Consider the following 24996-nt stretch of genomic DNA (forward strand, 5'->3'; position numbering starts at 1 on the left):
CGCCCTAAGCCCTAGCTGAAAGACGCCGTGGCGGTCTCCCTTCGCCAGCTCTGGTACTCTATGTCGAAGTGATACATCACGTATCCGAAGAAGGCGCCTGCCACCACCGACAGGACCGCGTACTGGGGGCCGTCCCTTGCGAAGAAGTAGTACATCAGGACGGTGAATATCACGACCACCAGATAGACAGGCAAGCGCGAGGCGATCGATGCCTCCCGACCGGACCCATTGGCGGGGGTGCTGTCCGAGTCCGGGGAACCGTCCCCTTGGGACGCCTCTCTAGCCTTAATGGGCTGCGCGGTACTACTACCGATGCCTGCGAGCTTCATCGCGGCTGCTCCTTATCCCTCCTATCGCGGGGACCAGACCCTGAGACTGGACGGAAACTCCTCCCCTCCCGCTCCTGCCGTCCTTTGCCAGGCCGATGGCCGCGACCACGAGGCCGGCCACCCCAAAAGGGAAGGCGGGATAGAAGAGCGCGGGGATCCCAAGCATCACCGACGCTGCTACCAGGCTGCCTGACCCTGCGAGGACCGCCATCCCGATGACGAAGACGAAGGCTGGCTGGCCGATCTTTCCTGCGAATGCCATCTGGTCGGTCCGGCCAGTCAGGTGTATAAACCGGGAATAGCTACGCCTTGTTACCTACAATTGCGGACCAATCCCTCGGGAAATCGCCAAGATATCAGCCGCCTTGCGGTACCGACTTCTGGCCAGCGGGCCAGGCCCCAGACGTCGCTCAGGCCGCAAGGGGCCCGGACCCGGTGAGACTGGCTGCCGAAGGGACTCGCTCCTCCCAGTGGAGACGCTGCCAGAAGATGGACGGACCCCGGGGTCCTCCGTGAGCTCTCCGTCGAGCTCCTCTCCTGCGGCCTGACCCTGAACGAAGCCCGGGTCTACGTCCACCTTCTGGCCAACGGCCCCTCCCCGGTCAGGACCATATCGAAGGAGACAGGGCTACACAGGGTCGAGGTATACAGGAAGCTCCGGGACCTGGAGGAGACGGGGCTGCTGGAGACCTATCTGGACCGCCCCAAGAGGTACGGCGCAGTCGAGCCCCGGGTCGCTTCGACGGTGCTCGTGCACCGGCAGGAGGAGGCGCTTGCGTCCTTCAGAAAGGAATCCAGAGACGTCTTTACGAGGCTGGAACGGCTGGGGGACGCCGGGGCATCGCCCCAGTCCGGACGGGAAGGCAGAGGGCGCGGCGAGGGGATCTATAGGTTCGTGCGAGGGAGGAGGAACTACTACAACGAGATAGCCCGCCTGGCCAGGCGTGCGGACAAAGAGATACTCCGGATCGTGTCTCCGGGGGGCGTGGTCCGGACGTTCCTCGCCGGGGTAGATGCTGAATACGCCCGAGCGAAGGCCAGGGGTGTTTCGGTGCGGATGATTTGCGAAGTCGGCCCGAAGAACAGGAGCTACGCCCGCCGCCTCTCCAAGGTAGTCCAGCTGAAGCACATGGACGGTGTCCGCCTGAGGTTCACCCTCGTGGACGGGAAGGTGACAATGCTCGGCGCCAAGTTCGACGAGGCTTCCCAGTCCCTCGACGCACTCGAAGACAGCTACATCGTCTTCGATGACCCCAAGCTTTCTGAGGCGTTCCGGATGTTCTTCGAGCATCTCTGGGCCGACGCGAGAGAGATCCCGCGGAAATGACTAATATTGTAGAGGATTGTAGGTAACATAACGTAGCTATTCCCGGTTTATACAACCGCCCGGAGACTCGCACAATCCTTCGGGGCGATTCGATGCTTCGCGAAACGCTGGAGTCGGCATACACAAGGACCATCGTGGCTGTCAAAGACTCTGTCGTCGACTACGGGGCGAAGGTGACCGAGAGCGGCGGCCTGGTCCAGGCCCTCTACCTCCTGGTCATAGTGACGCTGATGGCCGGGTTCATCGACGCCCTGGTCAACCCGTTGCCGAACCAGACCTACATCCCCTATCCCAGCTTCACAGGGGAAACCATCCCGGAGGCCTTCGTCGACGCGCTCGTCATAGCCCTGGGAGCTGCGGGCATCTATCTGGGGTTCATCAGCGGCAGACAGACGACGAACCCGAAGAACGTCAACCTGTACCTCGCCGTGGCGCTGGTCCTCCTGGTGGTGTCGCTGTTGACGGGTATGAATATGGCGCTACTGAAAGGGCTTGGATAGGAAAAGAAGAGCGAAGCATCCGAGAGCCCTCCCGGCGGCCCCTTCGAAGGGAGCAATGCGCTTCGGCCGCGCCGCCGAAGAGCGTCCTTCGTCCGCGTTCGCAAACCCTAAACGGGAGCCGCGGCGCGCGAGCGGCGGAATTGAGCGAAGTCCGCCCGACCCCTGCGCCCCCGGGCAGGGGCACTTCGAGACGGACGACCGCCCTCGCAGTTGCCGTCGTGGCCATCGCGGCAGCCGGAGCGGTCTTGGTGGTCTACGCAGGGGGGTTCGGCGGTCAGCCTTCCACCAGCGGCCAGGGCGGAGCGGGGACCGTCTCGGCGGGGGGGCCAGGGAGCCTGGCGCTCATGAACGCCACCTGCAGCTCGGTTGCCAGCAGCCCCGTCAGGGTCGAGAACGTGACCTATGGCGGGTCCGGGAGCCACGTCTATTTTCTCATAATCGAGACGGACCCGGCTAGCCCGTACGCGGGGATGAATGGCAGCGCCAACGTCCCGATCACAGCCCACTGGCCGGTGTTATACGTGAAGCAGAACCAGACCGTCTCCATACACGTGATCAACTGCGCGCCCAACGAAGCTCACGGCTTCCAGATTACATACTACGACTCTGAGGCTCGCTCTCTGAACGCAATCCAGCCCGGAGGGTCCTATGACGTCACTTTCACCGCCACAGAGGTGGGGACTTTCAGGATCTACTGCAGCATCTTCTGTTCGATACACTCCCGGATGCAGAACGGCTACCTGGTGGTCACCGGGTGACGGCCAGCCAGCCCTTCAAAGCCGCTGTGACGGAGGGACCTGGTTGATACCTCCCGCGACCATAGTCCCGAGCTTCGCCCTGGCTACCCTGATCCCTGCCTTCGCCGCCCTCTACCTGGTCCCGTCCCTGAAGCGGGTCCCGCTGAGGTACCTGGCGGCGGCCGGCGCCGGCCTCGCCCTCTGGTTCCTCCTGGACACCATGGGGGACGCGGCCTTCCTCGACGCCTACTGCTGCTCCGTCTATCCTCTGAGCCTCTTCGGCGGGGTCGGCCACGCCGCGCTCATCGGCGCCTTCGTCCTGGGCTTCGTCGTCCTCGCGGTCTTCGACAGGTTCGCTGTCCCTGGAGAGCCGCGGTCCGCAAGGGGCGCCGCGAACGTGCAGAGGCTCCCCTTCCTGATCCCCGTGGCCGTCGCGGCGGTGATGGGGATCCACGGGCTCGGAGAGGGGTGGGTCGCGGTCTCCCCTGTCTCGTCGGGACCGGTCGTGTCGGTCGGCCTCTGGCAGGCCTTGATCGCCACCTACGGGGACGTCGCCGCCCTGGCTTCGTACCCCATCCACAAGTTCCTCGAGGCGTCGGTCATCGCGGTGCTCTACACCGCGTACGTCTCGAGGGCGGAAGGAGCGGAGAAGGAGAGGTGGTGGCAGCTCCCGCTGCTGGGGGCGCTCTTCGCAGGCCCGTCTGTGGTCGGGGCAATCGTCGGCTACTACGTGACATTCAACACCACGTACTTCTTCGCCTTCGGGGTGACCGCTGCGTTCTATGCCCTGCTGAGGCTTTTCGAGCCGATCCTCCCGGACTTTCGCGAGCGGGGCCCGTCGCACCTCGGGACGGGGGTCTTCGTCGCCCTGCTGGCCGGGTTCCTCTTGCTCTACGCCGCCGCCCTGTTGCACTAGTCCTGGAGAGTGCCCGACCCCATGCCACCCGTCTCGACCTTCTGCGCAGACGGTGAGGGACTGCCTTGAGCGTAACCCTGGTCGAACTGGTCATGTGGGGGCTCGCCGCCTCCATGGGCGTCATCACGTCCTACGCGCTCAAGTGGACGGTCCAGCACTTCAGGGTCAGGGGGTCGCTCATGATCCCCTTCGTGGTCTTCCTGCTGGTGATGATGCTGTCGATGGTGGTGAGCGCTGTCGTCTACTTCTACTCGCCCTCGCTCAACCTCCTCATCGGCCTGGTGGTCGCGAACATGCTCGTGATGGGGGCGGGGGCACTCCCATTCGTCTTCGTGATGTTCAGGACCCTGCTGGCCGACCAGGAAGCAGGCCAGGGTGGGGAGGCGGGCCCCTCCGTCCCTCCGCCCGCGGGCGCGGGCCTCCGCTACAGGGACGCGCTGGTCGAGGCGCTCGTCATCGGTCTGGCCCTGCTGAACGAGTTCTTCATGGGGTGGGCCTTCGAGCTGGCCTCCTCCGGGCCCCTTTCGCTCGGGAACGGGACCCCCCTGGCGGTGTTCTCGTCCGTCGTGGGGTCATACTGGTTCCTCTTCACCATGTCCTTGGAGATGGCGCTGACCGCCTACTTCATCCGGAAGGAGCTCGGCCACACCTTCCTCTATCTGGTGGGGATGCAGTCCCTCGTGATGTTCCTTTCTCCCACCGCCATCGCTGACCCAGCCTGGGCCGCCGTCAGCGTGTTCGGAGGGAGCGCAGTGATGATCGTCCTTTTCATCTTCGCCTTCGAGCACCTGGCGAGGAACACGCTGGCGGAGAAGGCGGTTGCCGGCTACCTGCTGAAGCTCGTGGGAGCCTACGCCCTCATGATGGCAGGGCTCTTCGTCTGGAGGCTGACGGCCTCTGAGGCCCTCTTCGCCCTGTCTATCGTCCTGGAGATGGCGGTCTACCTGGACCTGGTGGTGGGCGGGAAGAGGGACAAGTCTTCGTGGCGGTGGCAGTCTGACCCCTGGTGGGTCCTCGGGCTTCTCTCGGCCCTCTTCGTGGGGGAGTTCTTCATGGGGGCCCTCCTCGACGCCCAGGTGTACGGTCCCCAGGCGTTCGTCGCGTCCATGGGGCTGGTCCCGGTGGCAGGCGCTGGGCTGTCGGCACTGGGAGCGGCAGCATACGACGCCATGGTCTTCTTCGGCATCGTGAGTCTGTCCCCCTGGTTCCTGGTGATGATGGGCGCGGAGATGGGGGCTCTCGTCGTCTTCAGGATCAGGGAGGTCAGGGAGCTCGAAACCAGGGTCAGGCTCTGCCTCGTCGTAGCCGCCTACTCCGTGTATGCGGTCCTCCTCCCCGGCTTCTTGATCCCGGGTTCCCTCCTCCCGAGGGTCCCCTTCGTGGGGTGGAGTATGGGGATAGGGACGGCGGGGGCGGTCGCGCCCGCGACAATCGCCGCCCTGGCCGGCACCTACTTAATCTCCGGCTCTCTCTCCTTCCTCTTCGGCTCCCGGCAGGTCTGCTCCATGTTCTGCACGGCCGCCCTGATGTATCAGGGGACCTTCTACGACTCGATGAAGACATTCAACCGGACCTCCCGGATTGGGAGGAAGATGCTCACCAGCAGGCTCTCAGGGGCGTACAAGGCGACCTTCTCCCTCGTGTGGGTCTCCCTCATCGCAGCGGCAGCGGTCTCCTACCTCGACTCGGTCGGGGCGGCGAATCTAACCGTCTTCGGGTCCGACCCGGCGTACCTCCTCTACCTGTTCTACTTCGGGGTCCTCTGGTACGTCATCTTCGTCACAGTCCCGTTCGTCGGGACCTACGCGTGCGTGAGCATGGGGTGGTGCCACTGGGGGACCTTCAACCAGCTCGTGGGGAGGCTGGGCTTCTTCAGGCTCAAAGTGAGGGACCCGGGGGTGTGCGTGACCTGCGAGACCAAGGACTGCGCCAAGGCCTGCCCGGTGGGGCTCACAGACCTCCCCGGGAGCTTCATGGCCAAGGGGGAGTTCAAGAGCCTGAAGTGCATCGGGGTCGGGGACTGCGTGAGCGCCTGCCCGTACGAAAACGAGTACTTCTTCGACGTGAGGCACTGGCTCCGCCTGGGAAGGCGGAAGAAGGGCCAGCGCGCCGCTGACCTCTCGCTTGTGCGGGTGCGGGCCCTCCAGGGCGTGCCCGCGGGCGAACCGTAGGGAAGGTGCCTCCGCCGTCCGCGGGAGTCACCCCTTCGGGGCCGGCGCCGACCTTACGGTCGCAGCGATCCTCGAAGCGAGGTCGAAGTTGAGCTTCAACACGACGACGGCGAGCAGGGGGAAGACGAAGTAGGCTACATAGAACGCCCAGGAGGAGCTGGCCGCATCCGCCAGCGAAGGCGAGACGAGGCTGAGCAGAGCCGGGAGCGACATGCAACAGGAGGCCCCGAGGACGATCCCGGCGAGGGGCATCGCCGCGTACGCCCTCGACTTCGCCAGCCAGGAGCCCGCTCCGATCTCTTTCACTTTCGCCACGTTGGCCAGGACTAGGATGTCGATCACGACCGCCATGAAGATGGCGAAGAGCGACAGCGAGGCCCCGTAGATGGGGGGAAACTGGAGGGCGATGCTCGGGCTGAACGCGTCAGCAAGCAGCACGTTCGCGAGCGTAGCCGGGTAGAGGACGTCGGTCGTCACGAAGGCGAACGACGAGGACACGAACGGCGAGATCCTGTATGCCTCCACCAGAATCCACTCCAGGAGGAACCCGTACAGCAGCAGGTGGGCGGTGAAGTACACGGCCCCTATGACCGCGCCGGTCTTCGTCCTGACGTACCTCCCTCCTGCCCTGAACTGGCCCGACAGCAAGAGCGCTCCGAAGAGGAAAGCCCCTCCCCAGAAGACGGCGGACCCGGCGGCCTGATAGGGGTTCAGCACAGCGGGCGGGGTGAAGTAGGCGTAGAACGATATGAAAACCCCGGCGGCCATCAGCACCGCCGAAACGCCCACGAGGTATGTCTTCTGCATCTGAACTGTTCCTCTGGCTCCGCAGGTTAAATCCTTCGCGGGGGCCGCGCCCGAGGCGCCTCCTTCCGAATGTATAGATGGATTTAGAGTTACTATAGACTAAGCTGAAATATGGAGGAGAACAAGTCATGTCCGTGAGCGGGCAGTTGCAGGCTCCCCGGGCGAGCCCCACAGTCCAGGTCACTGTGATAGCGATCTCCGCGGCCCTCTTTGCGGTGGCCAAGGGCGTCACGGCCTACATCCGAACGCCCTGGGGGCTAGGCGAGCTCTTCATCGCCGCGTTCGTGCCTGTCTTCTTCGCTGTGACTGCCGACCCTCTCCCGGCCGCCTTCGGAGCTGCGATCGGGTCTTTCCTCGGGGACGTCCTGTTCCTCGTCCCGTTGGGGGCGACCACTCCGTTCTTCGCGCTCACGGTGGGCGCGCCTGCCAACTTCGTCGCCACCCTCCTGATCGCCCTTTTCGTAAGGAGGTATAGGTCGTGGTCCTCCTTCGTCGCCGCGTCCGTCGGGTTCTTGACCTTCGGGAACTTCATGGCCGCAGCGCTACTCTGGTGGCTGGCCCCGCTCCCCCAGGCGATAGACATCCTCGGGTTCACGATCTTCTGGGACATGACCGCTATACCCGCCATCCTGATCGGCGTCCCGATACTCGTACGCGCCACGGGGCCCGTGATAGGCCGTTCGAAGGTCCTCCGCTACTCCCCCGACTGGTCGGGGGTTGGAAGGCGGCAGGTGACCATATCGCTGGTGTTCTCTCTCCTCTTCGTCGCCCTGGGCGGGGCCATATTCTTCTTCGCCCCCTCCGCTCTGGGCTACTGGCCGGGGATGGCGACCTACTTCGCCATCGCGGCAGTCATCGTCGTCATATTCGGTCCCCTGACGAGCTTCCTGGCGGGGCGGAGGCTGGGGGCGGCAAAGGGTGCGGGTTAGCCGGTCTGAGGCCTTCGCTCCTTCGGCGATAACCAACTTCTTCGAGATAAGCTATCACCCTCGCGGCGGCTCGGCCGGCGCGACGGGGGGCGGATACATCCTGTCGAAGGGGACCACGACCAGGGTCCTGGCAAGGGACGACGGCGGAAGGGTGGCGACGGTCGTGAACGGCGACCCAGGGTACGACGCGCGCACCACGAGGAGGGCGGCGAAGGCGCTGCTCTCGGAAGCGGCGCCGGGGATATCCGTGGAGCTGGATCAGACCTCGGACACCCCCATCGGGGGAGGGTTCGGCGCCAGCGCGGCGGCGGCGACGTCCGCAGTCTATGCGGTCGCGGCGGCGGCTGGCATCGCCAAGGGGAAAGACGTCCTCGCCTCCTATGCCTACAGGGCCGAGGTCGAAGAGCGGACCGGACTAGGCACCGTCTCAGTCATCTATGACGGGGCGGGCGCGGGGGCGATAACGGTCCCGGGAGAGCCGGGGAAGTCGGAGTTCCTCCGCGTGAAGGTCCCGAAGGGGCTCAGGATAGTGACTGGGTTCCTCGCCCCCTTCGACAAGCGGGACGCCCTCTCCTCGAAGTCTGTGAGCGACCGCATAAACGCCCTCGGCCGGGACGCCCTCAGGTCCTTCAGGTCCGACCCCGCCCTCGGAAACCTGGCGTCGGAGGGGGAGAAGTTCTCCCGCCGCCTCGGCCTCGAGTCCCCTGAAGTCGTGAAGATGATCTCCACGGCGAAGGCCGCAGGGGCAGAGTACGCCAGCCAGAACATGATAGGCTACTCCGTCCACAGCCTCGTCTTCGACGGAAGAAGCGGGAGGGTCGCTTCGGCGCTCCGTTCACTCTCCCCCGACATCCGCGTGGACGAGTTCGGGGTGGGGAGAAGGCGAGCGGAGGTTCTGAAGGCTAGCCGCAGGTGACCAGGTCCTTCGTGTACTTCGTGAACAGCTCGGGCTTCCCGTCAACCCTGAGGGTGTCCTCGATCCTGATCCCGTACTTGCCTACGAAGTAGACCCCGGGCTCGTCCGTGATGACGTCGTTCTTCACGAGCTTCACCTTGCTCCCCTTGAATATCCCGGGCATCTCGTGGATGTCTATCCCGACCCCGTGCCCGACGCTGTGGTTCAGGTACTTCGCGAGCCCGTGCTCTTGGAGGACCTCCACCGCTGCCTGGCTGACGCTCCCGCATTCGGTCCCGTCCCTGACCGCGTCTATGGCCGCCTGCTGCGCCTCCCTGACTATCGCGTAGTTCTTCTTCATCTCCGGGCTGACCGTCCCCACGGCGAAGGTCCTGGTCTCGTCGGAGTTGTACCCCTCGTACCTGAAGAAAAGGTCGGTTACCACGAAGTCTCCTGCCTTGACCTTCCTCTCGGAGAGCTCCGAGTGGCCGTAGGCCCCGTGCGGGCCGGATGCGACGATCACAGGGCCGAGCGAAGAGTCGGAGTTCGAAGGGGTCATCCCCTCTTCGGTCGCGACCCTCATCACCTCGGCCGCCACCTCCCACTCTGTCTTCCCTGGCCTCAGCGTCTGCTCCACGGCTCTGAACGCCTTGTCCGTCTTGGCGCAGGCCCTCTTTATCCTCTCGAGCTCCAGCTCGTCCTTGGCCCTCCTCGCTTCGAGGAAGAGCTGCGGGTCCGGTTCGACTCCCCCCTTCAGCCCCTCCTGCTCAGCGTCCGTGACGACCTTCTCCTTCTCGAGCCGGCGGGAGACCTCCTTCGCTATGTCCTTCCAGCGTTTCACGACCACGATCTCAGCTTCCTTGCACACCTCGCCCGCCCTGTCTGCCTCCAGGGGGGTGGTGACTACGACCGTTTTGTCCTGATGGACTACCCCGGCGCCTCCCCCGAAGAAGTCCGTCAGATAGAAAAGATTGGGAGCGGTAAAAGCCGCTACCTGCTTCCCTTTTGCCATAGAAAGCAGCCTTTTGCGCCTTTGGGCGTAAACCGTCAACATTCAAGCCTTCCAAAACAGAGCGCTTATATCCATTCGTGAGCGTGTGCTCAACGGGGCAAATCATCCTGTGACGCACATTCGAAGGCTGGAGATGCGCGGTTTCAAGTCCTCGGGCCCCCGGACAGTGGTGGTCAATTTCGAACGCGGGTTCACCGTCATCACGGGCCCCAACGGGAGCGGCAAGTCTAACCTTGCCGACGCAATCGCCTTCGCCATCGGGGAGAACTCTCCGAAGGCGCTGAGGGCAGCCAACGGAAGGCTGTCGGGGTTGATCTACGACCCGAGGTCCGAAGACGGCACGACGTCGACGAAACCGAGCGCCTGCAGGGTGATGCTGCAGTTCGACAACTCCGACCGCGCGATACCAGTGGACTCCGACCTGGTGACGATCACCAGGGAGCTGAAGGAGGACGGCGACAACACCTACTACATCAACGGCAGGAAGACGCCGAGGGGTTCACTCACCGACATCATCGACATAGCAGGGCTCGCGCCCGGCGGGTTCAACATAGTGGCCCAGGGAGCCGCCACCAAGATGGCCGACCTCACCCCAGAGGAGAAGAGGAAGGTCATCGAGAGCATAGTCGGCATCTCGAAGTTCGACGAGCGCAAGGCGGAGGCTCAGAGACAGCTGGGGCAGGCGGACCAGAGGCTGGAAGTCGCCATGGCGCGCATCGGGGAGATGAAAAGCACCCTGGAGTCGCTCGACTCCCAGAGGACAGACATGCTCAGGTTCGATCTGCTGGAGTCGCAGATAAACTGGCTCAACGCCGTCATCACATCGAAGAAGATCGGCGACCTGAAGGGGCACCTCGCCGACCTCAGGTCGGCGGAGCAAGAGCTGAACGGGAAGCTCGGGGACCTGGGTGCGAGGCTCGTGGAGCTCGAGAACCGCATCGGGCAGGTGGAGAATGACAAGACGAAGTTCATAGTGGAGGTCATCCAAGGCGGCGGGGCGAGCCATGTGGAGCTCCAGTTCCAGCTCGCCGAGATGAGGAACGAGCTGGAGTCCCTGGAGGGGGACTACAAGGCAGCACAGGCGAACGTCTCAGAGCTGGAAGGGGAGACAGTCCCCCAGCTCAAGCAGGTGGTGACGGAGAAACAGAGGGAGGCGAACGCGGCCGCCTCCACCGTGAAGCAGCTGACGGGAGAGATAGATAAACTGGACGGCAGGCACGCAGAGCTGGCGCAGAGGCTCAAGGAGTTCTTCCAGGCCGGGGAGGAACTGAGGCGGACCATCGAGAAGAAGGCCAAGCTCACATCAAAGGTGCAGGTGAAGCTCGCCGACCTCGGGCAGAAGCTCACCCAGGTGGACCTGGCGATAAACGCGGCCAGCGCGAGCCTGGGGGTGGAGAAGAAGCGCCTGGACGAGCTCAAGCTCAGGGTAGACGGCTACTCGGAGGTGCTGGAGAAGCTCGAAGGGAACACGAAGCAGCTCTTCGACCTGTACGACTCTTCCACCAAGGAGCTCAACACCCTGGACGAGAACCTCTCCGAGATGGAGAAGACCAGGGAGAGGCTCGTAGGTTCGATCGCCGGGGCTTCCAAGATACTGGAAAAGGCGTCGGCTGAAATGTCCAAGGAGGAGGCGTTCAGACACATGTCCGAAAGCCTCGCGGGGGAGCGGAGCGGGCAGCTGAAGCTCCAGGGCCTCTGCGAGCAGGGAGGGGTCCCTGGATACGTCGGCCGGCTGGGGCAGCTTGTGAAGTACCCCCAGCAGTACTCGAAGGCTGTCAACGCGGTGATGGGGAGGTGGATGGGGGCGTTCGTGGTGCAGGACCTGAAGGGGATGACCCAGCTGATCAAGGCGGCGAAGTCGTTGAAGGCGAAGAGCTTCGCCGTGATACCGCTCAGCGAGGTCGAGTCGGTGAAGGCGGCCGAAGTGGAGAGGTCGGCCGGAGTGATCGGGACGCTCTCCGACGTCATAAAGTGCGAGGACGAGTTCCAGGGGCTGGTCAACTTCCTCGCCGGGGACTCGGTCCTGGTCGAGTCCGAGGCAGTCGGGTACATACTGGCTTCCGAAGGGGTCAGGGCCGTCACCGAAGCGGGCGAGGCCTTCGAGCCGGGAGGGAGGGCGTTCAGCTACGGGTACCAGGAGCTCATGGTCAACCTGATGGAAGGGCTGGAGAACATCGAGGGGATGAGCGAGGTCGAGGACGCCGTGGGTGCGCTGAAGGGGGCGATAGACAGGAGGAGGTCAGAGCTCAGCTCCCTCGAGTCGGAGTCCCGCTCGGTCACGAAGGAGCGGGTCAAGAAGATTGTCTCCACCACTAGCCTGAAGGCCGAGGCCACGACCATCACACGCATGGCGAAGCGGTACAGGAGCGTCTTCAAGGCCATGAACGCCGAGTACCAGAAGCAGGCTGCCACGGTGGCCCGACTGGAAGAGAAGCTGAAGGTCAGCCAGGAAAAGAAGGGAGGGATGACGAAGGGGATCTCTTCGCTCCAGCAGGTGGTGGCCGACGTCCAGGCGCTGGGGCTAGACGCGCACCTCCTGGAGTTGGACGGGACCAAGCAGTCGGTGTCTGCCGAGATCGACACCATCAGGAACAGGATCCAGGACCTCAACCTCACCCTGACCAGGGAGAAGGCCAACCTGGAGAACGTCCTACTGAGGGCGCTAGAGGAGAACCAGCTCGACCTGGCCAACGCGACCGAAGACCTGCGGTCTAACAAGGAGTTCACGAAGGACGCCCCGAAGAGGATCAGGGAGCTGTCGGACGAGAAGAAGTCCCTCGAGGACCAGATTTCGAAGCTGATGGAGTCTTCCCGGAGGAGCCAGCCGGTGCTGGACGAGTTCGACGCCAGGTCGAGGCGCCTGAAGGAGGAGAGGGACGCGCTCTCGAGGTCCATAGCGGGGAACCAGAAGGAGCTTTTCGCACTGGCGGGGCAGTCTTCCGCGACCCAGGAAAGGGTGGAGGAGGCGCTGGGGAGCCTCAGGATGCTCGGGTACGCCGAGGAGCTCGAGTTCTTCGAGTCGAGCGAGTCGCTCCTCTCCGAGCTTCAGGAGGAGTACCAGCAGACCGTCGCCTCGGTCAACAGGGCCGCGGACAGGCAGTACACCGACATGTACCTGAGCTACAAGAACCTCTCCGTCAGGCACAACGAGCTCGAGAACGAGAGGAACTCGATAATCGGGTTCATCGAAAGCGTCGAAGCGGAGAAGAGGAAGGTCTTCATGTCAGCCTTCGACAGGGTCGGGTCGGAGTTCAGCGGCATCTTCGCGAAGCTTGCGGGAGGGAGCGCCCAGTTGGACCTCGAGAACCCCGAAGAGATCTTCACCGGTGGAGTGATAATGCGGGCGGACTTCGGGAACGGGCTCCGCGAGTCGTCCCAGCACAGCGGAGGCCAGAGGGCGGTGACAGGAGTATCGATGATCTTGGCCATGCAGGCGGTCCAGCAGCACCCCTTCTACCTCTTCGACGAGATCGACGCCCCGCTGGACGCGGTGAACTCCAACAGCCTCGCCCGCTTCCTGAGAGAGAAGTCGGCCGAGGCCCAGATCATCGCCATCACCCTCAGGGACGTCTTCGTCGCCGAGAGCGACATGACCTACGGGGTGTACTCCGCGGGTGGGACGTCCAGGGTGGTGCACTACAAGCCCGCCGAGGTGCCGAAGAGTGCCTAGCTCCCCCCTGCTTGGGAAGCCCCCGCTGAACGTCCTGATCGATCCATCCCTGGCCAAGCGCAAGAGCCCCTGGGAGATCAACCTGACCGAGCTTCTGGGGATGTTCCTGAAGGCGATTTCAGAGACGGAACTCATCGACATGAGGGCCGCCGGCACCGCGGCGCTCTCTTCGGCCACGATCTACAGGCTGAAGGTCGAGACGCTCTTCCTCTTCGAGAGGCTCAGGCTGCAGCAGAGGCCCCTGGACCCGTCCGAGCCGCCGCAGATCATCGTGATGCCCTTCCGCTACGAGATATACTCGACCAACATAGACGAGCTGTTCAACGAGCTCGGGCGGATCCTCCAGGACATCGTCATAGACGAGGCCAGGGGGGGCGAGAACCCGCTGTCCATCGCCGACCTCCCTCCTCCCAACTTCGACGATTACGTTGTGTCCCTCCAGGCACTGCTCTCAGAGTTCAGGAAGATACTCGTCGAGAGGCTGAGCGGGACGGGGAAAGTGCTCCTCTCCGAGCTGTTCCGGGGCCTCTCCCCACTCGACGCCGCACGCGTCTTCCTACTCCTCCTCTTCGCGGCCAACGACGGTGACGTCGTCATCGAGCAGGGGGAGACGGACTCGGACGCGCTGGTGGTGTCGGTGGGCCAGCTTGAGTAGCGACCCCCAGTCCGGGTCGACCCCGAAGGACGTCCTGGCGAAGGTTGAGGCGGCCCTCTACGCTGCAGGGCGTCCGCTCTCGGTCGGGGAGATCGCCCATGTGGCCGGGACCGTCTCGGAAAGGAAGGCCGCGGCCATCGCGAGGGAGATAGCCAGCGCGGTCAACGGCAGCCTCCAGGCACTCGAGGTCGTCGAGTACTCGGGGCCGAGGTTCGCGCTTCAACTGAAGGCGAAGTACACCCAGACCGCGAGGAAGTTCGCCACCCGGCCCCTCCTTTCGCGGGCGGCTCTGCGGACCCTGTCCTTCATCGCGTTCTTCCAGCCCATAGCCTCCTCGGAGCTCGTCCTCCGCCGCGGGTCCACCGTCTATCAGCACCTGAAGGAACTGGAGGAGGTCGGGTTCATTTCAGGCGAGAGGCAAGGGCGGAGCAAGGCGTTCAAGACCACCAGCAGATTCGCCGAGTACTTCGGGCTGAGCACCGACATCGCCGCCATGAAGAAGCAGCTGGAGAGCAGGACCCTCACCCTGAGGTAGGGGCTGTTCTTCGCGCTAGTCTTATACCGACCGCGGACCTGCGCCTGTTCCCGATGAAGCTCGCGGAGGTCGGCGCCGTCCTGGCGGTCGCAGCCATCGTCGTGCTGGCTTACTCGACCTTCGCGTACGCCACCGACGTCCGGACGACGACGGCGACATCCACGCTGACCGTCTATCCTACTACGGGGTCCCCCTACTCGGTCGAGCTCGTGGTGATACAGCCCGTGTACGTCAACGAGATCTGCCTCGTCGAGGCCACGAACTCCACCTACACCACCTACCTGGTCGGCGGGGGGACGGGCGGGGCGGTCAGCCAAACCACGACGGAGACCGTCAGGGCGCTCAGCACGGTCACCATGTACTACAACGTGACAATCGCGGAGTCCGGGTCCACCTGCACCCTCGTCAACCCGCACTACGGGGCCACGTCCTCGTCCTGCCCTCCGTGCGCGTGATAGGCCCCGAGCCTCGAAACGCTTAACACCCCGAGCGGTGGGGCGGCTGAAAGACTCGCGAAATGACCCGTCCAATCGAGAACCTGGTGAAGCGGAAACCCACCGGAGGCAGGTCCAGGCCCCACCGGGGACGGAGGGCGTTCGAGAAGGACGGCTACGCCATAGAGCCCCTAGTGGGGAACGCCTCGTCCCGGACGATCCGGAGGAGGGGAGGGGTGTTCACGAGCGGGGTGGTCTTCGCGACCTACGCGAACGTCTCCGACGGCTCCGGGAAGGCGACGAAGTCGAAGATACTCAGCGTGAAGAGCAGCCCGGCCAACAGGGACTACGAACGGAGAGGCGTGATCACGCTGGGAGCAGTCCTCGAGACCGAGGCCGGGGAAGCTGTCGTCACGTCGAGGCCCACCGCGGACGGAGTGGTGAACGCCGTCCTCGCGTCGAAGAAATGAAGGACTACGACCGCTACGTATTCTGGGTAGACTACTTCGACTCTGAGCTGAAGAGGAGCGACGGCAGAAGGGTGCCGCTCAACTCGGCCACCAAGTCTCCGACCCTCCCTGAACTGGGGGAGGCCTGCCGGAGGCTCAACCTGCAGCCTCAGCCCCAGGCGGCGCGATACCCTTCGCGGCCGGCCCACGAGTCGGGGTATGTCTCGATTGCGAAGTCAGGGAAGAAGAAGGAGCTCCTCATCAAGGTCGCCAAAGAGCTCTCGACAGTCAGAGGGATCGCCCAGCGGAGCCAGCGCAAGAAGTGAACGCCGAGGGTGGCTGCGGGGCGGAGGCTCCGCCCTCCTCCAGTGAGTCGTAAGGGCAAAGGGCCGTGGGTCCTGTCGGATGGCCCCACACTGTGGACTGCGTCCTGTGGAACGTAGGCAATGCGCGGAGCCCCGGGCTTTCTGGCGCACCTAGGGTCCTTTAGGCTGGATTCCAGATTTCGGGAAAACCCCCTCCTAAATAGTAAATTCCCCTTCGGCGGCCAGAGGCGTTGCCAGTGAACGGGCATCTCAGCGGGGGACAGATCTGTGATGCTCTGTAAGAACGCATCAGGACAACTCCCTCTCCGCGCGCTAGCGCTCATCCTGTCCCTTCTCATAGTTTCGAGCAGCGCATCATCGTTAGTTTCTGCCAGTACGCTCTTTTCAGGGTCGGCGTCCGCGGCTTTTACCGGATGATAAAGCGGCTTCGGCCCTAGAGGACCTCTGATAGCCCGTCCATCCAGCGACAAATCTGGCCCTGCATATTCGAGTTTCGAGCTCGTAGAGTTACGACAGCATCCGCCCTGGCGCGTTACGAGAAAATGTTCCGCAAGTTGCTCCCCCCGGGGGAACAGCCAGGGGGTTTTCGGAGGTGCAAAGTCAGGTGGCGCATAGGGCGCATCATCAGGGCTATGGAGGTGAGGGAAGCGCCAGCTTGGGTGCGAAACCATCACTCGGGAAAACAATCGACCGGTGAACCACGAAGGTTTAAAGGTGAGATTTGGGCCGGAAAATTCTCTTGTTTCAAGTGGGCACTATCCTCCTTCAGGCGAAGAGCGGCCGTCTGATTGTCCGCCTGACGAAAGAGGTGAAGCCCGGGGCGTTCGTCTACGATGACGGCAGGAGGAAGCTTGGAAAGGTGGTGGAGCTCATCGGCCCGGTCAGGGCCCCATACGCGTCCGTCGCGGTTGTGAGCAGCAGAATCGGGAAGCCGGGGGATCCGGCGTTCGTGGAATGATAAACCAGTGAGTCTCTGGAGCCAGGGGAGAGACGACGGGTTCAGGACGTCCTGCCCGGTCTGCGGCAACAGGCTGATCGGGGACGCTGAGAAGGGGGAGCAGGTCTGCCCCACCTGCGGGTATGTGACCGTGGCTCCGGCTGACTCGGGCCCCGAGTGGAAGGCCATGGATCTGGAGGAGAAGAACCGCAGGGTGAGAGTAGGGTCCCCCACGACCCTGGCGCTTCACGACCTGGGGCTGTCCACGGAGATCAGCAGGACCATGCGGGACTCCCACGGCAAGTACCTCGACCCGGCCATGAGAGCGACCGTGGAGAAGATGCGGAAGTGGCAGAGCAGGACGAGGACGGTCAACAGCGAGGAGAGGGGGCTCTCCAACGTCCTTTCGAAGATAAGCGAGCTCTGCGAGGCGCTCAACCTCCCCGACAACGTCGCCGAGACCGCGGCCCAGATCTACAGGACGTCGGCCAAGATGAAGGTGGCGAAGAGCAAGTCGATACTGGGGATGACGGCCGCGACGGTCTACCTCGCCTGCAGGAAGTGCGGGGTCTCCAGGACCCTCAAGGAGGTGGCCAGGGCCGCAGGGATGGAGAAGGGGAACGTCGCCAGGTACTTCAGGCTGGTCCTCAAGGAGGTGGAGAAGGAGTACGTCCCTCCCCCGTCCGTCGAGAAGTACATCTCGAAGCTAGTCAACATGGCGAAGATAGACCCCAAGGTGGAGATCCTCGCCCTCAACCTCTCCCGCAAGACAAGCGACTCCAAGATCTCCAGCGGCAAGGCGCCCGCCGGACTCGCGGCGGCATACGTCTACCTCTCTTCGGTGATGGTAGGCGAGCACCTCCCGCAGAGGGAGGTCGCCGAGTTCGCCGAAGTCACAGAGGTCACCGTCAGGAACAGGTGCAGGGAGATCTTGGACAACTATGTCATAAGACAGGAGTTCATGCCGGCGAAATGACGAAGACGAAGGCGAAGGCGAAGCCCCAGAAGGCGGCGAAGAGGCAGCCGAGGCAGAAGAAGGAATCTGAGCCCTCTCAGCCCGTCGAGCGGACGGAGGAAGAGCTGGTCGACCTGACCTCCCGGGTCTACAAGCTCGTCGTAGAGAGGGGGAGGGACGGGGTGTTGCAGAGCGAGATCTGGAAGGAGCTCGGGCTGACCAGCAGGGACGGTTCGAGGCTCGCGATCAGGCTCGAGAGGAGGGGGCTGATAGGGAGGGTGAAGGTACTCGAAGACGGGAGGTGGACCTACAAGCTCACCCCACTCCGGTTCCCGACCGACATGACGTCCATAGAGAAGGCTCCGTGCATAGTCTGCCAGTACGAGCCGAAGTGCTCCATCGAAGGAGAGGTGAGCCCCTACGTCTGCCCCTGGATAGGGCCCTGGGTGGTCCAGGAGGCTATGGTCGCCCGGAGCGGGCCTGGCGAGGCCGAAGCGGTCCCGGCAAGGTAAGGCGCGCGCGATGCCAACGAACGACTCCCTCGAGCGATTGGTCCGCGCCGCCCGGAAGGCGAGGGAAAGCGCATACTCCCCCTACTCCGGGGTGAAGATAGGCGCCGCCGTGCTCTCCTCCGGCGGTTCAATCCACACCGGGGCGAACGTCGAGAACGTCTCTTACGGCCTGTCGTGCTGCGCCGAGAGGACCGCCCTGTTCAACGCCGTCTCCGGGGGGGACAGGAAGATAGTGGCCATCGCCGTCGTGGGCGGGTCAGAGGAGTTCACCCGACCGTGCGGGGCATGCAGGCAGGTGATGGTCGAGTTCAACCCTGGGATGAAAGTGCTGATGCGCGGCATCGACGGCTTTTCCGAAGACGGGACGGCCGAGTCTCTCCTCCCGCACCGCTTCCGCCCGGCTGGTCTCGCGAAGCGTTGAGGCTCAACGAAGCCCGGCGGGACCTCTACAGGCGCCTGGCCAGGGAGCAGGGGTACAAGAGCAGGGCGGCTTTCAAGCTCATCGAGGCTAACGAGCGCTACGGCTTCGTCAGTGCGGGGTCGAAGGTGATCGACTTCGGTGCGGCCCCCGGCGGGTGGATGCAGGTCGCTTCGGAGCTGGTCGGGCCGGAAGGGTTTGTCGTCGGGGTGGACAGGGCGCCAATCCGGGTCAAGCTCCCCAACGTGGCCGCCTTGAAGATGGACGTGGAGGACCCGGGGGTCCCGGCCAAGGTCATCGACCTCCTCAAGGGGAAGGCGGACGTCGTCCTCTCCGACCTGGCTCCAACGGTGACGGGGGTCTGGGAGCTAGACCAGACGAGGCAGGTGGACCTCACCCTGAAGGTCCTCGACCTCTGCAGCGAAGTCCTCAAGGAGGGCGGTTCCGCCTTCTTCAAACTCTTCGAGGGCGAGAGGTCCCAGGAGGTCAGAGACAGGTTCAGGCTCGCCTTCTCTTCGGTCCGGGTCATCAAGCCCGCCGCCAGCAGGAACGCGAGCTCGGAGCTGTACTACCACTGCCAGGGGCTGAAGCGAAAAGTCCCCTGACCCGGGGCCTGCTCAGCGCCGCCCTGGACCTCACGCTTTCCGGGGGCGGGCGCTCGCGCTCTTCACCGCCTCCACGACGTCGCCGTACGATGCGTCTGTCTTGATCCCCTCCTGCTCGAAGGGGGTCCTCATCACCCGGTGGCCCCCTCCGGTCAGCCGTCTGATGACCTCCAATTCGGGGACGGTCGGGACCTTCAGCCGCGAGCAGACCTCGGCGATGTCGAAGCTCCAGGGAGGAAACCGGTCGACCCCGACGAGCGACCCCAGCACCTCCGACCCCCGGTAGAGCCCCCTCGCTGTCGCTTCCTTGCGGGCGTCCTCGACCAGCCGCTCGTCGACCACCTTCCCTGACCACAGAGGGCCCGCGACCTTGAGCTTCCCTCCGCAGACTCTGCAGGCAGGGTCTCCGTTATGCGGCGCAAGCGCGTCCCCGCAGGCAGGGCACCAGGAGATCGTTCCGACCCCCTTCAGCGAAGCTTCGGCCTCGGACGCTCCGGCGCGGACCCGGACATAGACCCGGATGTAGTGGCGGGTGGAGTGAGCGGCCACCGGCTCTATGCCTGCGTCGATGGCAGCGCCCTGCCTGGCCATTGACGCGAGCAGGATCCTGACCCCTGTCTCGTGGTGGAAGCGGTTGTTGAGCGGAACCGAGCCGTAGCGCCTGACGCAGGTCGCCCGATGGACGCCGCAGAGCACGGCTGTGTCGGTGGCGGTCACGGAAAGGATTCCGCCGTCGGCGGTGGCGGAGATCCCTCCCTGAAGATATCGGACAGGTGAGCCGAAGGGGTCGACGTCCACGAAGTCGAACTTCTGGCCTCTCCCGAACCTGGAGAAGAGGAACGAGCCGGTCTCAGAAACTGCAAACCTGAGTTTGCTGCTCACGCCGTTGGCCGCCGCAGCCTTTTTCGCGGCAGCCAGGGCCCTCTCGTTGAAGTCGACCAGAGTCACTTCTGTCCCACCCTTGACCTCGTTCGCAACCCGGACCCCTCTGGCCCCTACCCCGGACATGGAGTCGCAGAACGTCCCCCCGCCAGCTGCCGAGGTCAGGGCGACGGAGACGTCTCTGTTGAGGGAGGCGGCGGGGTTGAAGAAGACCGGCGAAGTAGGAGGCGGGTCCTGGGAGAGACTCGCGTCGGGGACCAGGAGGACCGTCCCGCCCTCCCTGTGCCTGACCAGCTTCAACGCCCCCGTCGCGCCGAAGACAGGTGTTAAACGATTCCGGCGGCGCCTGGTACCTTATTGTACCCGCCCGGGCGGAGGGAGAGCCCTTGTCCAAGCTGTGGCTGGTCTCCGGCCCCCCAGGTGTAGGCAAGTCGACGCTGGTGTCCAGGGTCGTCTTGAAGCTGAAGAGTGCTGGGGTGATAGTGGGTGGGTGCACGACGTCAGAGAAGAGGGAGGGCGGGGCGCGGGTAGGGTTCGAGGTGAAGGACCTCACCACCGGAAGGAAGGGGGAGCTGGCTTCGGTCTCCTCGAGGTTCGGCCCCAGGGTTGGGAGGTACAGGGTGAACCTGGTGGACCTGGCGGAGATAGGGGCCGCGGGGCTCGAAGCGGCGGCCGAAAGGTCGGAGCTGATAGTCGTCGACGAGGTAGGGCCCATGGAGCTCGTCAGCCCTGAGTTCAGGCGCGCGGTCGAGAAGTGCGAAGCTACCGGGAAGCCGATGCTGGCAGTGGTACATGAAAGGATGGAGGACGACATCCTCGGCGAACTCAAGGCCCATGCGGAGGAGGTGGTCGTCCTGAGCCCTGAAAACAGGGACGCCGCCGCGGACGACCTCGGGGCGAAGCTCCTGGCCGCGGTGGGTGGGCCGAAGACAGGTTGAGAGAGTCTCGCGCTGTCGGGGGCGTGGTAGTAAAATGCTCTACAGGCGTGATATCACACGCTAGAGCGAAAAGTCAGGCTTGCGCAGGCAGTGGGACTATGGCTAGCCGAAGGGGACAAGTTAACCAAGCGAGAAATCACATTTACTAACAATCAACCTTACCTTATCGCCCTCTTCCATAGGCCAGTTCATGAGAATCTCCATCCGAAGCACACGCCTCGCATTGCAGTATATCTTCCCAATCTGGACATCCCTTACGAAAAACCTGTTGGGTGGGCAAGATGTCGAGTGTATGTGGATAAAAGGGCAAACGTGCCGTACTACATCTACCGGGTGAGCGGAGTAAAGACTGTCAAGAGTTGGAGAGCGCTTGTATCTTCTGTCTCCAGCGACACGAGTGACTACGGACCAGTTCTGCAGGGTTTCTTCGCTGGAGAGGGAAATGTTAGAGAGAGTGCCCATCACTCGCGACTAGTCAGAATTGCACAGGGAGAGCCTTATCCCCTGCTGGAAACAATTCTGCGCCACTTTGGAATCTCGTTCAAGTACGGAGGCCATAGGGAGTATTCGATTTCTGGCCGCGACAACTTCGAGAAAATCCTCGCATTAGGAGCAGCTCATCTTCATCGTTCGAAGCATAAGAAACTTCTCAGAATGATGGAGAGATACCGGCAGCACCACTATCCGTATCATGCCCTACACGCGTTGGTACTGGCCAGACTCTCGACTCCCCGAACTGCTGAGGACCTTGCTATCGACCTGAAGCGCTCGACGTCGCGGCTTCGTCAGGTTCTGTGCGATTTGAGGTCCAAGGGAGATATCAAGATGTACCATGTCAACTCGACATACTTCTGCGTAAGGGCAACCTCCGGGGTAGTGGCAATCTCGAAGCAGAAGGCTCGGATTCTTGCTTTGATGGAGGCTCTCCATCGTCCTTTCGAACTGTCCGCAGAGTTGAAGAGGAATCGAAAGGCGGTCACCCGCCGGTTGCGCGAACTTGAACACATCGGCTTGGTCTATCTGGAAAAGGCTAATTGGCACAAAAGTCCGACAACCAGCCGGGTGATTGTAAGATGACGATAGTCGGTGGGCTCGACGAAGCTGGGAGAGAGCAATGGCCCTCCATGCTCCCCAACAGGTTGCCTACTGGGACCCCTCGTTGTTGCGGGAATCTCTATTGAAAGAAGCAAGGTCAGGAAACTGAAGGAGATTGGCGTAAAGGACTCCAAGCTACTCTCGGCGGCTAGGAGGGATGAACTCTACCCCCAGATAAGGGAACTCGCCGAACACGTCCACTGGGTTGGAATTCCGCCGAGGGAGATAGACGAAGTCGTGACGACCGGCCGGAGGCTTCGGAAGCTCAACTATCTGGAGGCGATTTACTTCGCCAGGGTCATCGCCCATCTGGGGGCGGAGAAGGTAACTGTGGACGCCTCTGACGCCGTCGCCGACCGCTTCGGAAGGGACATCTCCGCCAACTTGGCTGCGAAGGTGAAGATTGCCTCCCTGCACAAGGCCGATATGAACTTCCCAATCGTGTCGGCAGCCTCCATAGTGGCCAAGGTCGAGAGGGACAGACAGGTGGAGCTCCTAAAGCAGGTGCACGGGGACTTCGGGTCGGGGTACCCTTCAGACCCAGTTACCACAGACTTCTTCACCAGGTGGCTGGCTCGCGGGGCCCCCCTTCCCCTCTACGTGAGGAAGAGCTGGAAGACCTGGGACCGCTATGCCAGACTCGCGGGCTTACCCGGCCGCACAGGCTCCCCTACAAGGTTTTAGCCTGGGTGGGGCTTCACGCCTCTACTCTTGAAGGTCAGCATCGAAATCGTCGCCGTGACCCCCGAGTCGCTCTTCGACCCTCGCGTCCTGGACTTCCAGAACCTGAAGTCCCGTGGACTGGTGTTCATCCCGGGACCCGGAGGATAGGTCGACGAGGAGAGCGTGAGGATAGGGGATGTCGTCCGCCAGACGCCTCCCAGGGGGTTCGAGTCCCGATGGCGCCCCGCTTCGGCGTGGCGGTCGGAGGCCGCGCGACGCCTGACCGTCGCCCCACCCGGATTCCGATGCTAGCCAGCCTGGATCGCGTATACCAGCGCGTGGTCCTTCTCGAATGGGCTGAGCTCTGTCACGCTCCTGACCTTGAACCCGGCGCCTTCGAGCTTGGCCGTCTCGTCCGCGTACACCCGCTCCGGCTCCTTCAGGACGTCGATGCTCCTCGCCTTGACCACCAGGAGGAGAGTCCCGCTCCCCGCGAGGAGGGCCCTGCAGTTCGCGATGGCTATCTCTGTCTGGTCCGGCTGGGCTATGTCGCAGTACACCACGTCAACCTTCGAGATCGAGTACTTCGATGGGTCCCTGGCGTCGGCGACGAAGGGGACCACGTTCCTCCTTTCCCTGGCTACGCGTTCCACGAACTCCCTGGCTACCCTGGGAGAGAACTCCACCCCTATCACCAGCCCGCTGGGGCCGACGAGGTCGGAGACGTGCGAAGGGGTCGTCCCCGTCGACGCCCCTAGGTAGAGTACCCTGGACCCTTCGCGGACGATGTCGTCTGGGAGCCCCTTCAGCATGGCTGCGGCCAGCTTGCTCCTGAAAGGGTCCCAGGTCCGGAACTCGACCCCTCCTCTGACGACGAGGTCCTCGTTGTACACCCTCTTCCCCGGCGCCAGGTTCATCGTCAGAAGGGCGCTCCTTCCGTTCCTCTCCTCCCTGAGGAGGCGCGTCATCTCCTTCTGAACTTCTCTCGCCTTTGAGGCCTTCCTTCCTTCCTCGGCCTCCCGCTGGGCTCCGGCTTCCGCCGGGGAGGCTCCTTGTACTTCTCCTTGATGCTCTCGAGCCTCTTGTCCAGCCCTGCCTTGATGGAAGCGTCCTCGGCCCCGCGGTAGTAGTCGACCCGCGCGGCGATGGCTATCTTGTTGGCCAGGGTCCTCGCTATCTTCCCCCGCTGCCACTTGGGGGCGGTGTGGACCGCCTGGTGCTGGAAGAGGATGCCGTGCTTCGGAGGCCTCGCCCCCGTCCTGAGGGACCTGAACAGGGCCTTCTCGGCCCCCAGGATCTGGATCGTGCTCGCCGGGAGGACCGCCAGCCTGTCCAACCCTCCGGCCTTGGCCATGAGCCTGGCGCCTATGGTGGCTCCCGCCACTTCCGCGACGTTCGGGGCGACCTTCTTCATCTGTGACCCGACGTACTCGTCGAGCCCGCCCCTGAGGTTGCTCAGCTGCACCGCCAGCGCGGCGAGCGCTTTCACCCTGCCGATGTCCCCGTCCGAGATGGTCCCGCCCTTGGACCTGTCCCTGGCCTCCAAAATCGCGTCGACCTTCTTGTCGGTGAACCCCCTGCCGGCTAGGGCCTCCTTCGAGAACCCCTCCCGTCCCCCTATCTCTGAAATCATCTTGCAGAGGGCGATGTTGTCCTGGACCATCTGGATCAGCTCGGGAAAGTGGAGCCCGTACCACTCGGAGGCACGGGTCGCCGTCACGTTGAGGTGCTTGTCAGTGTCGTCCAGGGCCTGTATCGCCTGGACCAGGTGCAGGTCGGGGCGGGATGATGCTTCGCGTATCGCCGCTTCCGCTTCGGCTATGCTCTTCTGGCGGAGCGCCTCGAACTCAGGGGATCCGGGCGTCGGTTCGATGGACAACTTGAGGGCGCTCGACCCTCACGTGATTAAAGGGTTTCACAGAAACGACTCGATGGCTTCCTTGAGGACGGACCTGTGGCACTCCGACGGGTCCTTCTCGGTGCAGAGGAGGGTGATGGTCCCTTTCTTTGACTCCCGGGCAAGCCCTTCGACGATGGCCTCTTTCCCCTTCAGGGACCTCATGTACTCACGCCTGAACTCAGGCCAGTCGACCTTTCCGGCCTTCCTGCGTCTGACGAGGTCCATCGGGGTCCCGAGCTCCTTGATCCAGACATCGACCTTGTCCTTGGAGATTCCCCTGGGCCACAACGACATGACCAGCACCCTGCGTCCGTCGGAGGCCTCGGGCGGCGAGTAGACCGACTTCCCTATCTTGATCAATAAGACGACCGCCCTCCTGGCGAAGACAGCTGCGGAACC

The 24996-nt window shown here is 63.5% G+C and carries 29 protein-coding genes; 21 read left to right on the plus strand and 8 right to left on the minus strand.

The features are described 5' to 3' along the window. Positions 1–11: 11 nt before the first annotated feature. Positions 12–329 (minus strand): hypothetical protein, encoded by a 318-nt coding sequence (locus tag JRN21_03485; protein ID MDG6988369.1) that lies wholly within the window; start codon positions 327–329, stop codon positions 12–14. Next, a complete protein-coding gene (locus JRN21_03490; GenBank protein ID MDG6988370.1) occupies positions 307–591 on the minus strand; it encodes a hypothetical protein in 285 nt (94 codons plus the stop codon). Before JRN21_03490 ends, JRN21_03485 begins: the two co-directional genes overlap by 23 nt. A 183-nt stretch (positions 592–774) precedes the next feature. Between JRN21_03490 and JRN21_03495 the strand changes: the two genes are divergently transcribed. The 5 genes from JRN21_03495 to JRN21_03515 all read left to right on the plus strand — a co-directional run bounded on the left by JRN21_03495 (position 775) and on the right by JRN21_03515 (position 5980). Next, positions 775–1656, plus strand: a complete 882-nt coding sequence (locus tag JRN21_03495) for a hypothetical protein (GenBank protein MDG6988371.1) — start codon at positions 775–777, stop codon at positions 1654–1656. 92 nt (positions 1657–1748) lie between these two features. Next, positions 1749–2156, plus strand: a complete 408-nt coding sequence (locus tag JRN21_03500) for a hypothetical protein (protein ID MDG6988372.1) — start codon at positions 1749–1751, stop codon at positions 2154–2156. Positions 2157–2296: 140 nt separating this feature from the next. Next, entirely contained in the window at positions 2297–2914 is a 618-nt protein-coding gene (locus tag JRN21_03505) for a hypothetical protein (GenBank protein MDG6988373.1), read from the plus strand. Between the two features lie 43 nt (positions 2915–2957). Beyond that, positions 2958–3809: a hypothetical protein gene (locus JRN21_03510; protein MDG6988374.1), complete on the plus strand. Its 852-nt coding sequence runs from the start codon at positions 2958–2960 to the stop codon at positions 3807–3809. Positions 3810–3874: 65 nt separating this feature from the next. Continuing rightward, on the plus strand, positions 3875–5980 hold the full coding sequence (locus tag JRN21_03515) for a 4Fe-4S binding protein (GenBank protein MDG6988375.1): 2106 nt from the start codon (positions 3875–3877) through the stop codon (positions 5978–5980). A gap of 27 nt (positions 5981–6007) precedes the next feature. Here JRN21_03515 and JRN21_03520 read toward each other — a convergent pair whose 3' ends face one another. Then, complete coding sequence (locus tag JRN21_03520) at positions 6008–6787, minus strand: hypothetical protein (GenBank protein ID MDG6988376.1); 780 nt, start codon at positions 6785–6787, stop codon at positions 6008–6010. Positions 6788–6921: 134 nt separating this feature from the next. Between JRN21_03520 and JRN21_03525 the strand changes: the two genes are divergently transcribed. Next, positions 6922–7716 carry a hypothetical protein gene (locus tag JRN21_03525; protein MDG6988377.1) on the plus strand — a complete coding sequence of 265 codons (795 nt, stop codon included), beginning with the start codon at positions 6922–6924 and terminating at the stop codon, positions 7714–7716. Beyond that, complete coding sequence (locus tag JRN21_03530) at positions 7706–8632, plus strand: hypothetical protein (protein ID MDG6988378.1); 927 nt, start codon at positions 7706–7708, stop codon at positions 8630–8632. The genes JRN21_03525 and JRN21_03530 overlap by 11 nt, the downstream gene beginning before the upstream one ends. Here JRN21_03530 and JRN21_03535 read toward each other — a convergent pair. Further along, positions 8619–9623 (minus strand): M24 family metallopeptidase, encoded by a 1005-nt coding sequence (locus JRN21_03535; GenBank protein ID MDG6988379.1) that lies wholly within the window; start codon positions 9621–9623, stop codon positions 8619–8621. The two genes, JRN21_03530 and JRN21_03535, sit on opposite strands and share 14 nt — an antisense overlap. A 133-nt stretch (positions 9624–9756) precedes the next feature. Between JRN21_03535 and JRN21_03540 the strand changes: the two genes are divergently transcribed. The 11 genes from JRN21_03540 to JRN21_03590 all read left to right on the plus strand — a co-directional run bounded on the left by JRN21_03540 (position 9757) and on the right by JRN21_03590 (position 19119). Next, positions 9757–13293: a chromosome segregation protein SMC gene (locus JRN21_03540; GenBank protein ID MDG6988380.1), complete on the plus strand. Its 3537-nt coding sequence runs from the start codon at positions 9757–9759 to the stop codon at positions 13291–13293. Continuing rightward, entirely contained in the window at positions 13286–13948 is a 663-nt protein-coding gene (locus JRN21_03545; protein ID MDG6988381.1) for a hypothetical protein, read from the plus strand. Before JRN21_03540 ends, JRN21_03545 begins: the two co-directional genes overlap by 8 nt. Beyond that, positions 13941–14483, plus strand: coding sequence for an SMC-Scp complex subunit ScpB (locus tag JRN21_03550; GenBank protein ID MDG6988382.1), 543 nt, complete (start codon positions 13941–13943; stop codon positions 14481–14483). The genes JRN21_03545 and JRN21_03550 overlap by 8 nt, the downstream gene beginning before the upstream one ends. Positions 14484–14536: 53 nt before the next feature. After that, positions 14537–14938 carry a hypothetical protein gene (locus JRN21_03555; GenBank protein ID MDG6988383.1) on the plus strand — a complete coding sequence of 134 codons (402 nt, stop codon included), beginning with the start codon at positions 14537–14539 and terminating at the stop codon, positions 14936–14938. A 62-nt stretch (positions 14939–15000) separates the two neighbouring features. Next, entirely contained in the window at positions 15001–15387 is a 387-nt protein-coding gene (locus tag JRN21_03560; GenBank protein MDG6988384.1) for a 30S ribosomal protein S8e, read from the plus strand. Then, positions 15384–15692, plus strand: coding sequence for a hypothetical protein (locus JRN21_03565; GenBank protein ID MDG6988385.1), 309 nt, complete (start codon positions 15384–15386; stop codon positions 15690–15692). Before JRN21_03560 ends, JRN21_03565 begins: the two co-directional genes overlap by 4 nt. A 739-nt stretch (positions 15693–16431) precedes the next feature. Continuing rightward, a complete protein-coding gene (locus tag JRN21_03570) occupies positions 16432–16650 on the plus strand; it encodes a hypothetical protein (GenBank protein ID MDG6988386.1) in 219 nt (72 codons plus the stop codon). Between the two features lie 7 nt (positions 16651–16657). Then, complete coding sequence (locus tag JRN21_03575) at positions 16658–17605, plus strand: transcription factor IIB (protein MDG6988387.1); 948 nt, start codon at positions 16658–16660, stop codon at positions 17603–17605. A 104-nt stretch (positions 17606–17709) separates the two neighbouring features. Further along, positions 17710–18096: a winged helix-turn-helix transcriptional regulator gene (locus JRN21_03580; GenBank protein MDG6988388.1), complete on the plus strand. Its 387-nt coding sequence runs from the start codon at positions 17710–17712 to the stop codon at positions 18094–18096. A 10-nt stretch (positions 18097–18106) separates the two neighbouring features. Continuing rightward, positions 18107–18517, plus strand: a complete 411-nt coding sequence (locus JRN21_03585) for a cytidine deaminase (protein ID MDG6988389.1) — start codon at positions 18107–18109, stop codon at positions 18515–18517. Next, complete coding sequence (locus JRN21_03590; protein MDG6988390.1) at positions 18514–19119, plus strand: RlmE family RNA methyltransferase; 606 nt, start codon at positions 18514–18516, stop codon at positions 19117–19119. Before JRN21_03585 ends, JRN21_03590 begins: the two co-directional genes overlap by 4 nt. 30 nt (positions 19120–19149) lie before the next feature. Here JRN21_03590 and JRN21_03595 read toward each other — a convergent pair whose 3' ends face one another. Then, on the minus strand, positions 19150–20301 hold the full coding sequence (locus JRN21_03595) for a methyltransferase domain-containing protein (protein ID MDG6988391.1): 1152 nt from the start codon (positions 20299–20301) through the stop codon (positions 19150–19152). Positions 20302–20387: 86 nt separating this feature from the next. Between JRN21_03595 and JRN21_03600 the strand changes: the two genes are divergently transcribed. The 3 genes from JRN21_03600 (at position 20388) to JRN21_03610 (ending at position 22718) form a co-directional block, all read left to right on the plus strand. Next, positions 20388–20939: an NTPase gene (locus JRN21_03600; GenBank protein MDG6988392.1), complete on the plus strand. Its 552-nt coding sequence runs from the start codon at positions 20388–20390 to the stop codon at positions 20937–20939. A 312-nt stretch (positions 20940–21251) separates the two neighbouring features. After that, positions 21252–22016, plus strand: coding sequence for a hypothetical protein (locus tag JRN21_03605; protein MDG6988393.1), 765 nt, complete (start codon positions 21252–21254; stop codon positions 22014–22016). A gap of 24 nt (positions 22017–22040) precedes the next feature. Then, complete coding sequence (locus tag JRN21_03610; GenBank protein MDG6988394.1) at positions 22041–22718, plus strand: ribonuclease HII; 678 nt, start codon at positions 22041–22043, stop codon at positions 22716–22718. A 287-nt stretch (positions 22719–23005) separates the two neighbouring features. Here JRN21_03610 and JRN21_03615 read toward each other — a convergent pair whose 3' ends face one another. Genes JRN21_03615 through JRN21_03625 form a run of 3 tightly spaced genes read right to left on the minus strand, consistent with a single transcriptional unit; the run spans position 23006 to position 24957 of the window. Beyond that, positions 23006–23665, minus strand: a complete 660-nt coding sequence (locus tag JRN21_03615) for a fibrillarin-like rRNA/tRNA 2'-O-methyltransferase (protein ID MDG6988395.1) — start codon at positions 23663–23665, stop codon at positions 23006–23008. Next, the gene (locus JRN21_03620; GenBank protein MDG6988396.1) at positions 23662–24576 is read right to left on the minus strand and encodes a C/D box methylation guide ribonucleoprotein complex aNOP56 subunit; all 915 of its coding nucleotides are present in this window, start codon (positions 24574–24576) and stop codon (positions 23662–23664) included. The genes JRN21_03615 and JRN21_03620 overlap by 4 nt, the downstream gene beginning before the upstream one ends. 36 nt (positions 24577–24612) lie before the next feature. Continuing rightward, positions 24613–24957, minus strand: a complete 345-nt coding sequence (locus JRN21_03625) for a DUF488 family protein (protein ID MDG6988397.1) — start codon at positions 24955–24957, stop codon at positions 24613–24615. Positions 24958–24996: the final 39 nt, after the last annotated feature.

Source organism: Nitrososphaerota archaeon (assembly GCA_029785825.1).
Lineage (GTDB): Archaea > Thermoproteota > Nitrososphaeria > Nitrososphaerales > Gagatemarchaeaceae > UBA183.

Excerpts from the sequence above, each read along its gene's own strand:
- JRN21_03485 (MDG6988369.1), bottom strand. The coding sequence starts at position 329 with ATGAAGCTCGCAGGCATCGGTAGTAGTACCGCGCAGCCCATTAAGGCT.
- JRN21_03490 (MDG6988370.1), bottom strand. The coding sequence starts at position 591 with ATGGCATTCGCAGGAAAGATCGGCCAGCCAGCCTTCGTCTTCGTCATC.
- JRN21_03500 (MDG6988372.1), top strand. The coding sequence starts at position 1,749 with ATGCTTCGCGAAACGCTGGAGTCGGCATACACAAGGACCATCGTGGCT.
- JRN21_03520 (MDG6988376.1), bottom strand. The coding sequence starts at position 6,787 with ATGCAGAAGACATACCTCGTGGGCGTTTCGGCGGTGCTGATGGCCGCC.
- JRN21_03535 (MDG6988379.1), bottom strand. The coding sequence starts at position 9,623 with ATGGCAAAAGGGAAGCAGGTAGCGGCTTTTACCGCTCCCAATCTTTTC.
- JRN21_03540 (MDG6988380.1), top strand. The coding sequence starts at position 9,757 with ATGCGCGGTTTCAAGTCCTCGGGCCCCCGGACAGTGGTGGTCAATTTC.
- JRN21_03555 (MDG6988383.1), top strand. The coding sequence starts at position 14,537 with ATGAAGCTCGCGGAGGTCGGCGCCGTCCTGGCGGTCGCAGCCATCGTC.
- JRN21_03560 (MDG6988384.1), top strand. The coding sequence starts at position 15,001 with ATGACCCGTCCAATCGAGAACCTGGTGAAGCGGAAACCCACCGGAGGC.
- JRN21_03565 (MDG6988385.1), top strand. The coding sequence starts at position 15,384 with ATGAAGGACTACGACCGCTACGTATTCTGGGTAGACTACTTCGACTCT.
- JRN21_03585 (MDG6988389.1), top strand. The coding sequence starts at position 18,107 with ATGCCAACGAACGACTCCCTCGAGCGATTGGTCCGCGCCGCCCGGAAG.
- JRN21_03615 (MDG6988395.1), bottom strand. The coding sequence starts at position 23,665 with ATGACGCGCCTCCTCAGGGAGGAGAGGAACGGAAGGAGCGCCCTTCTG.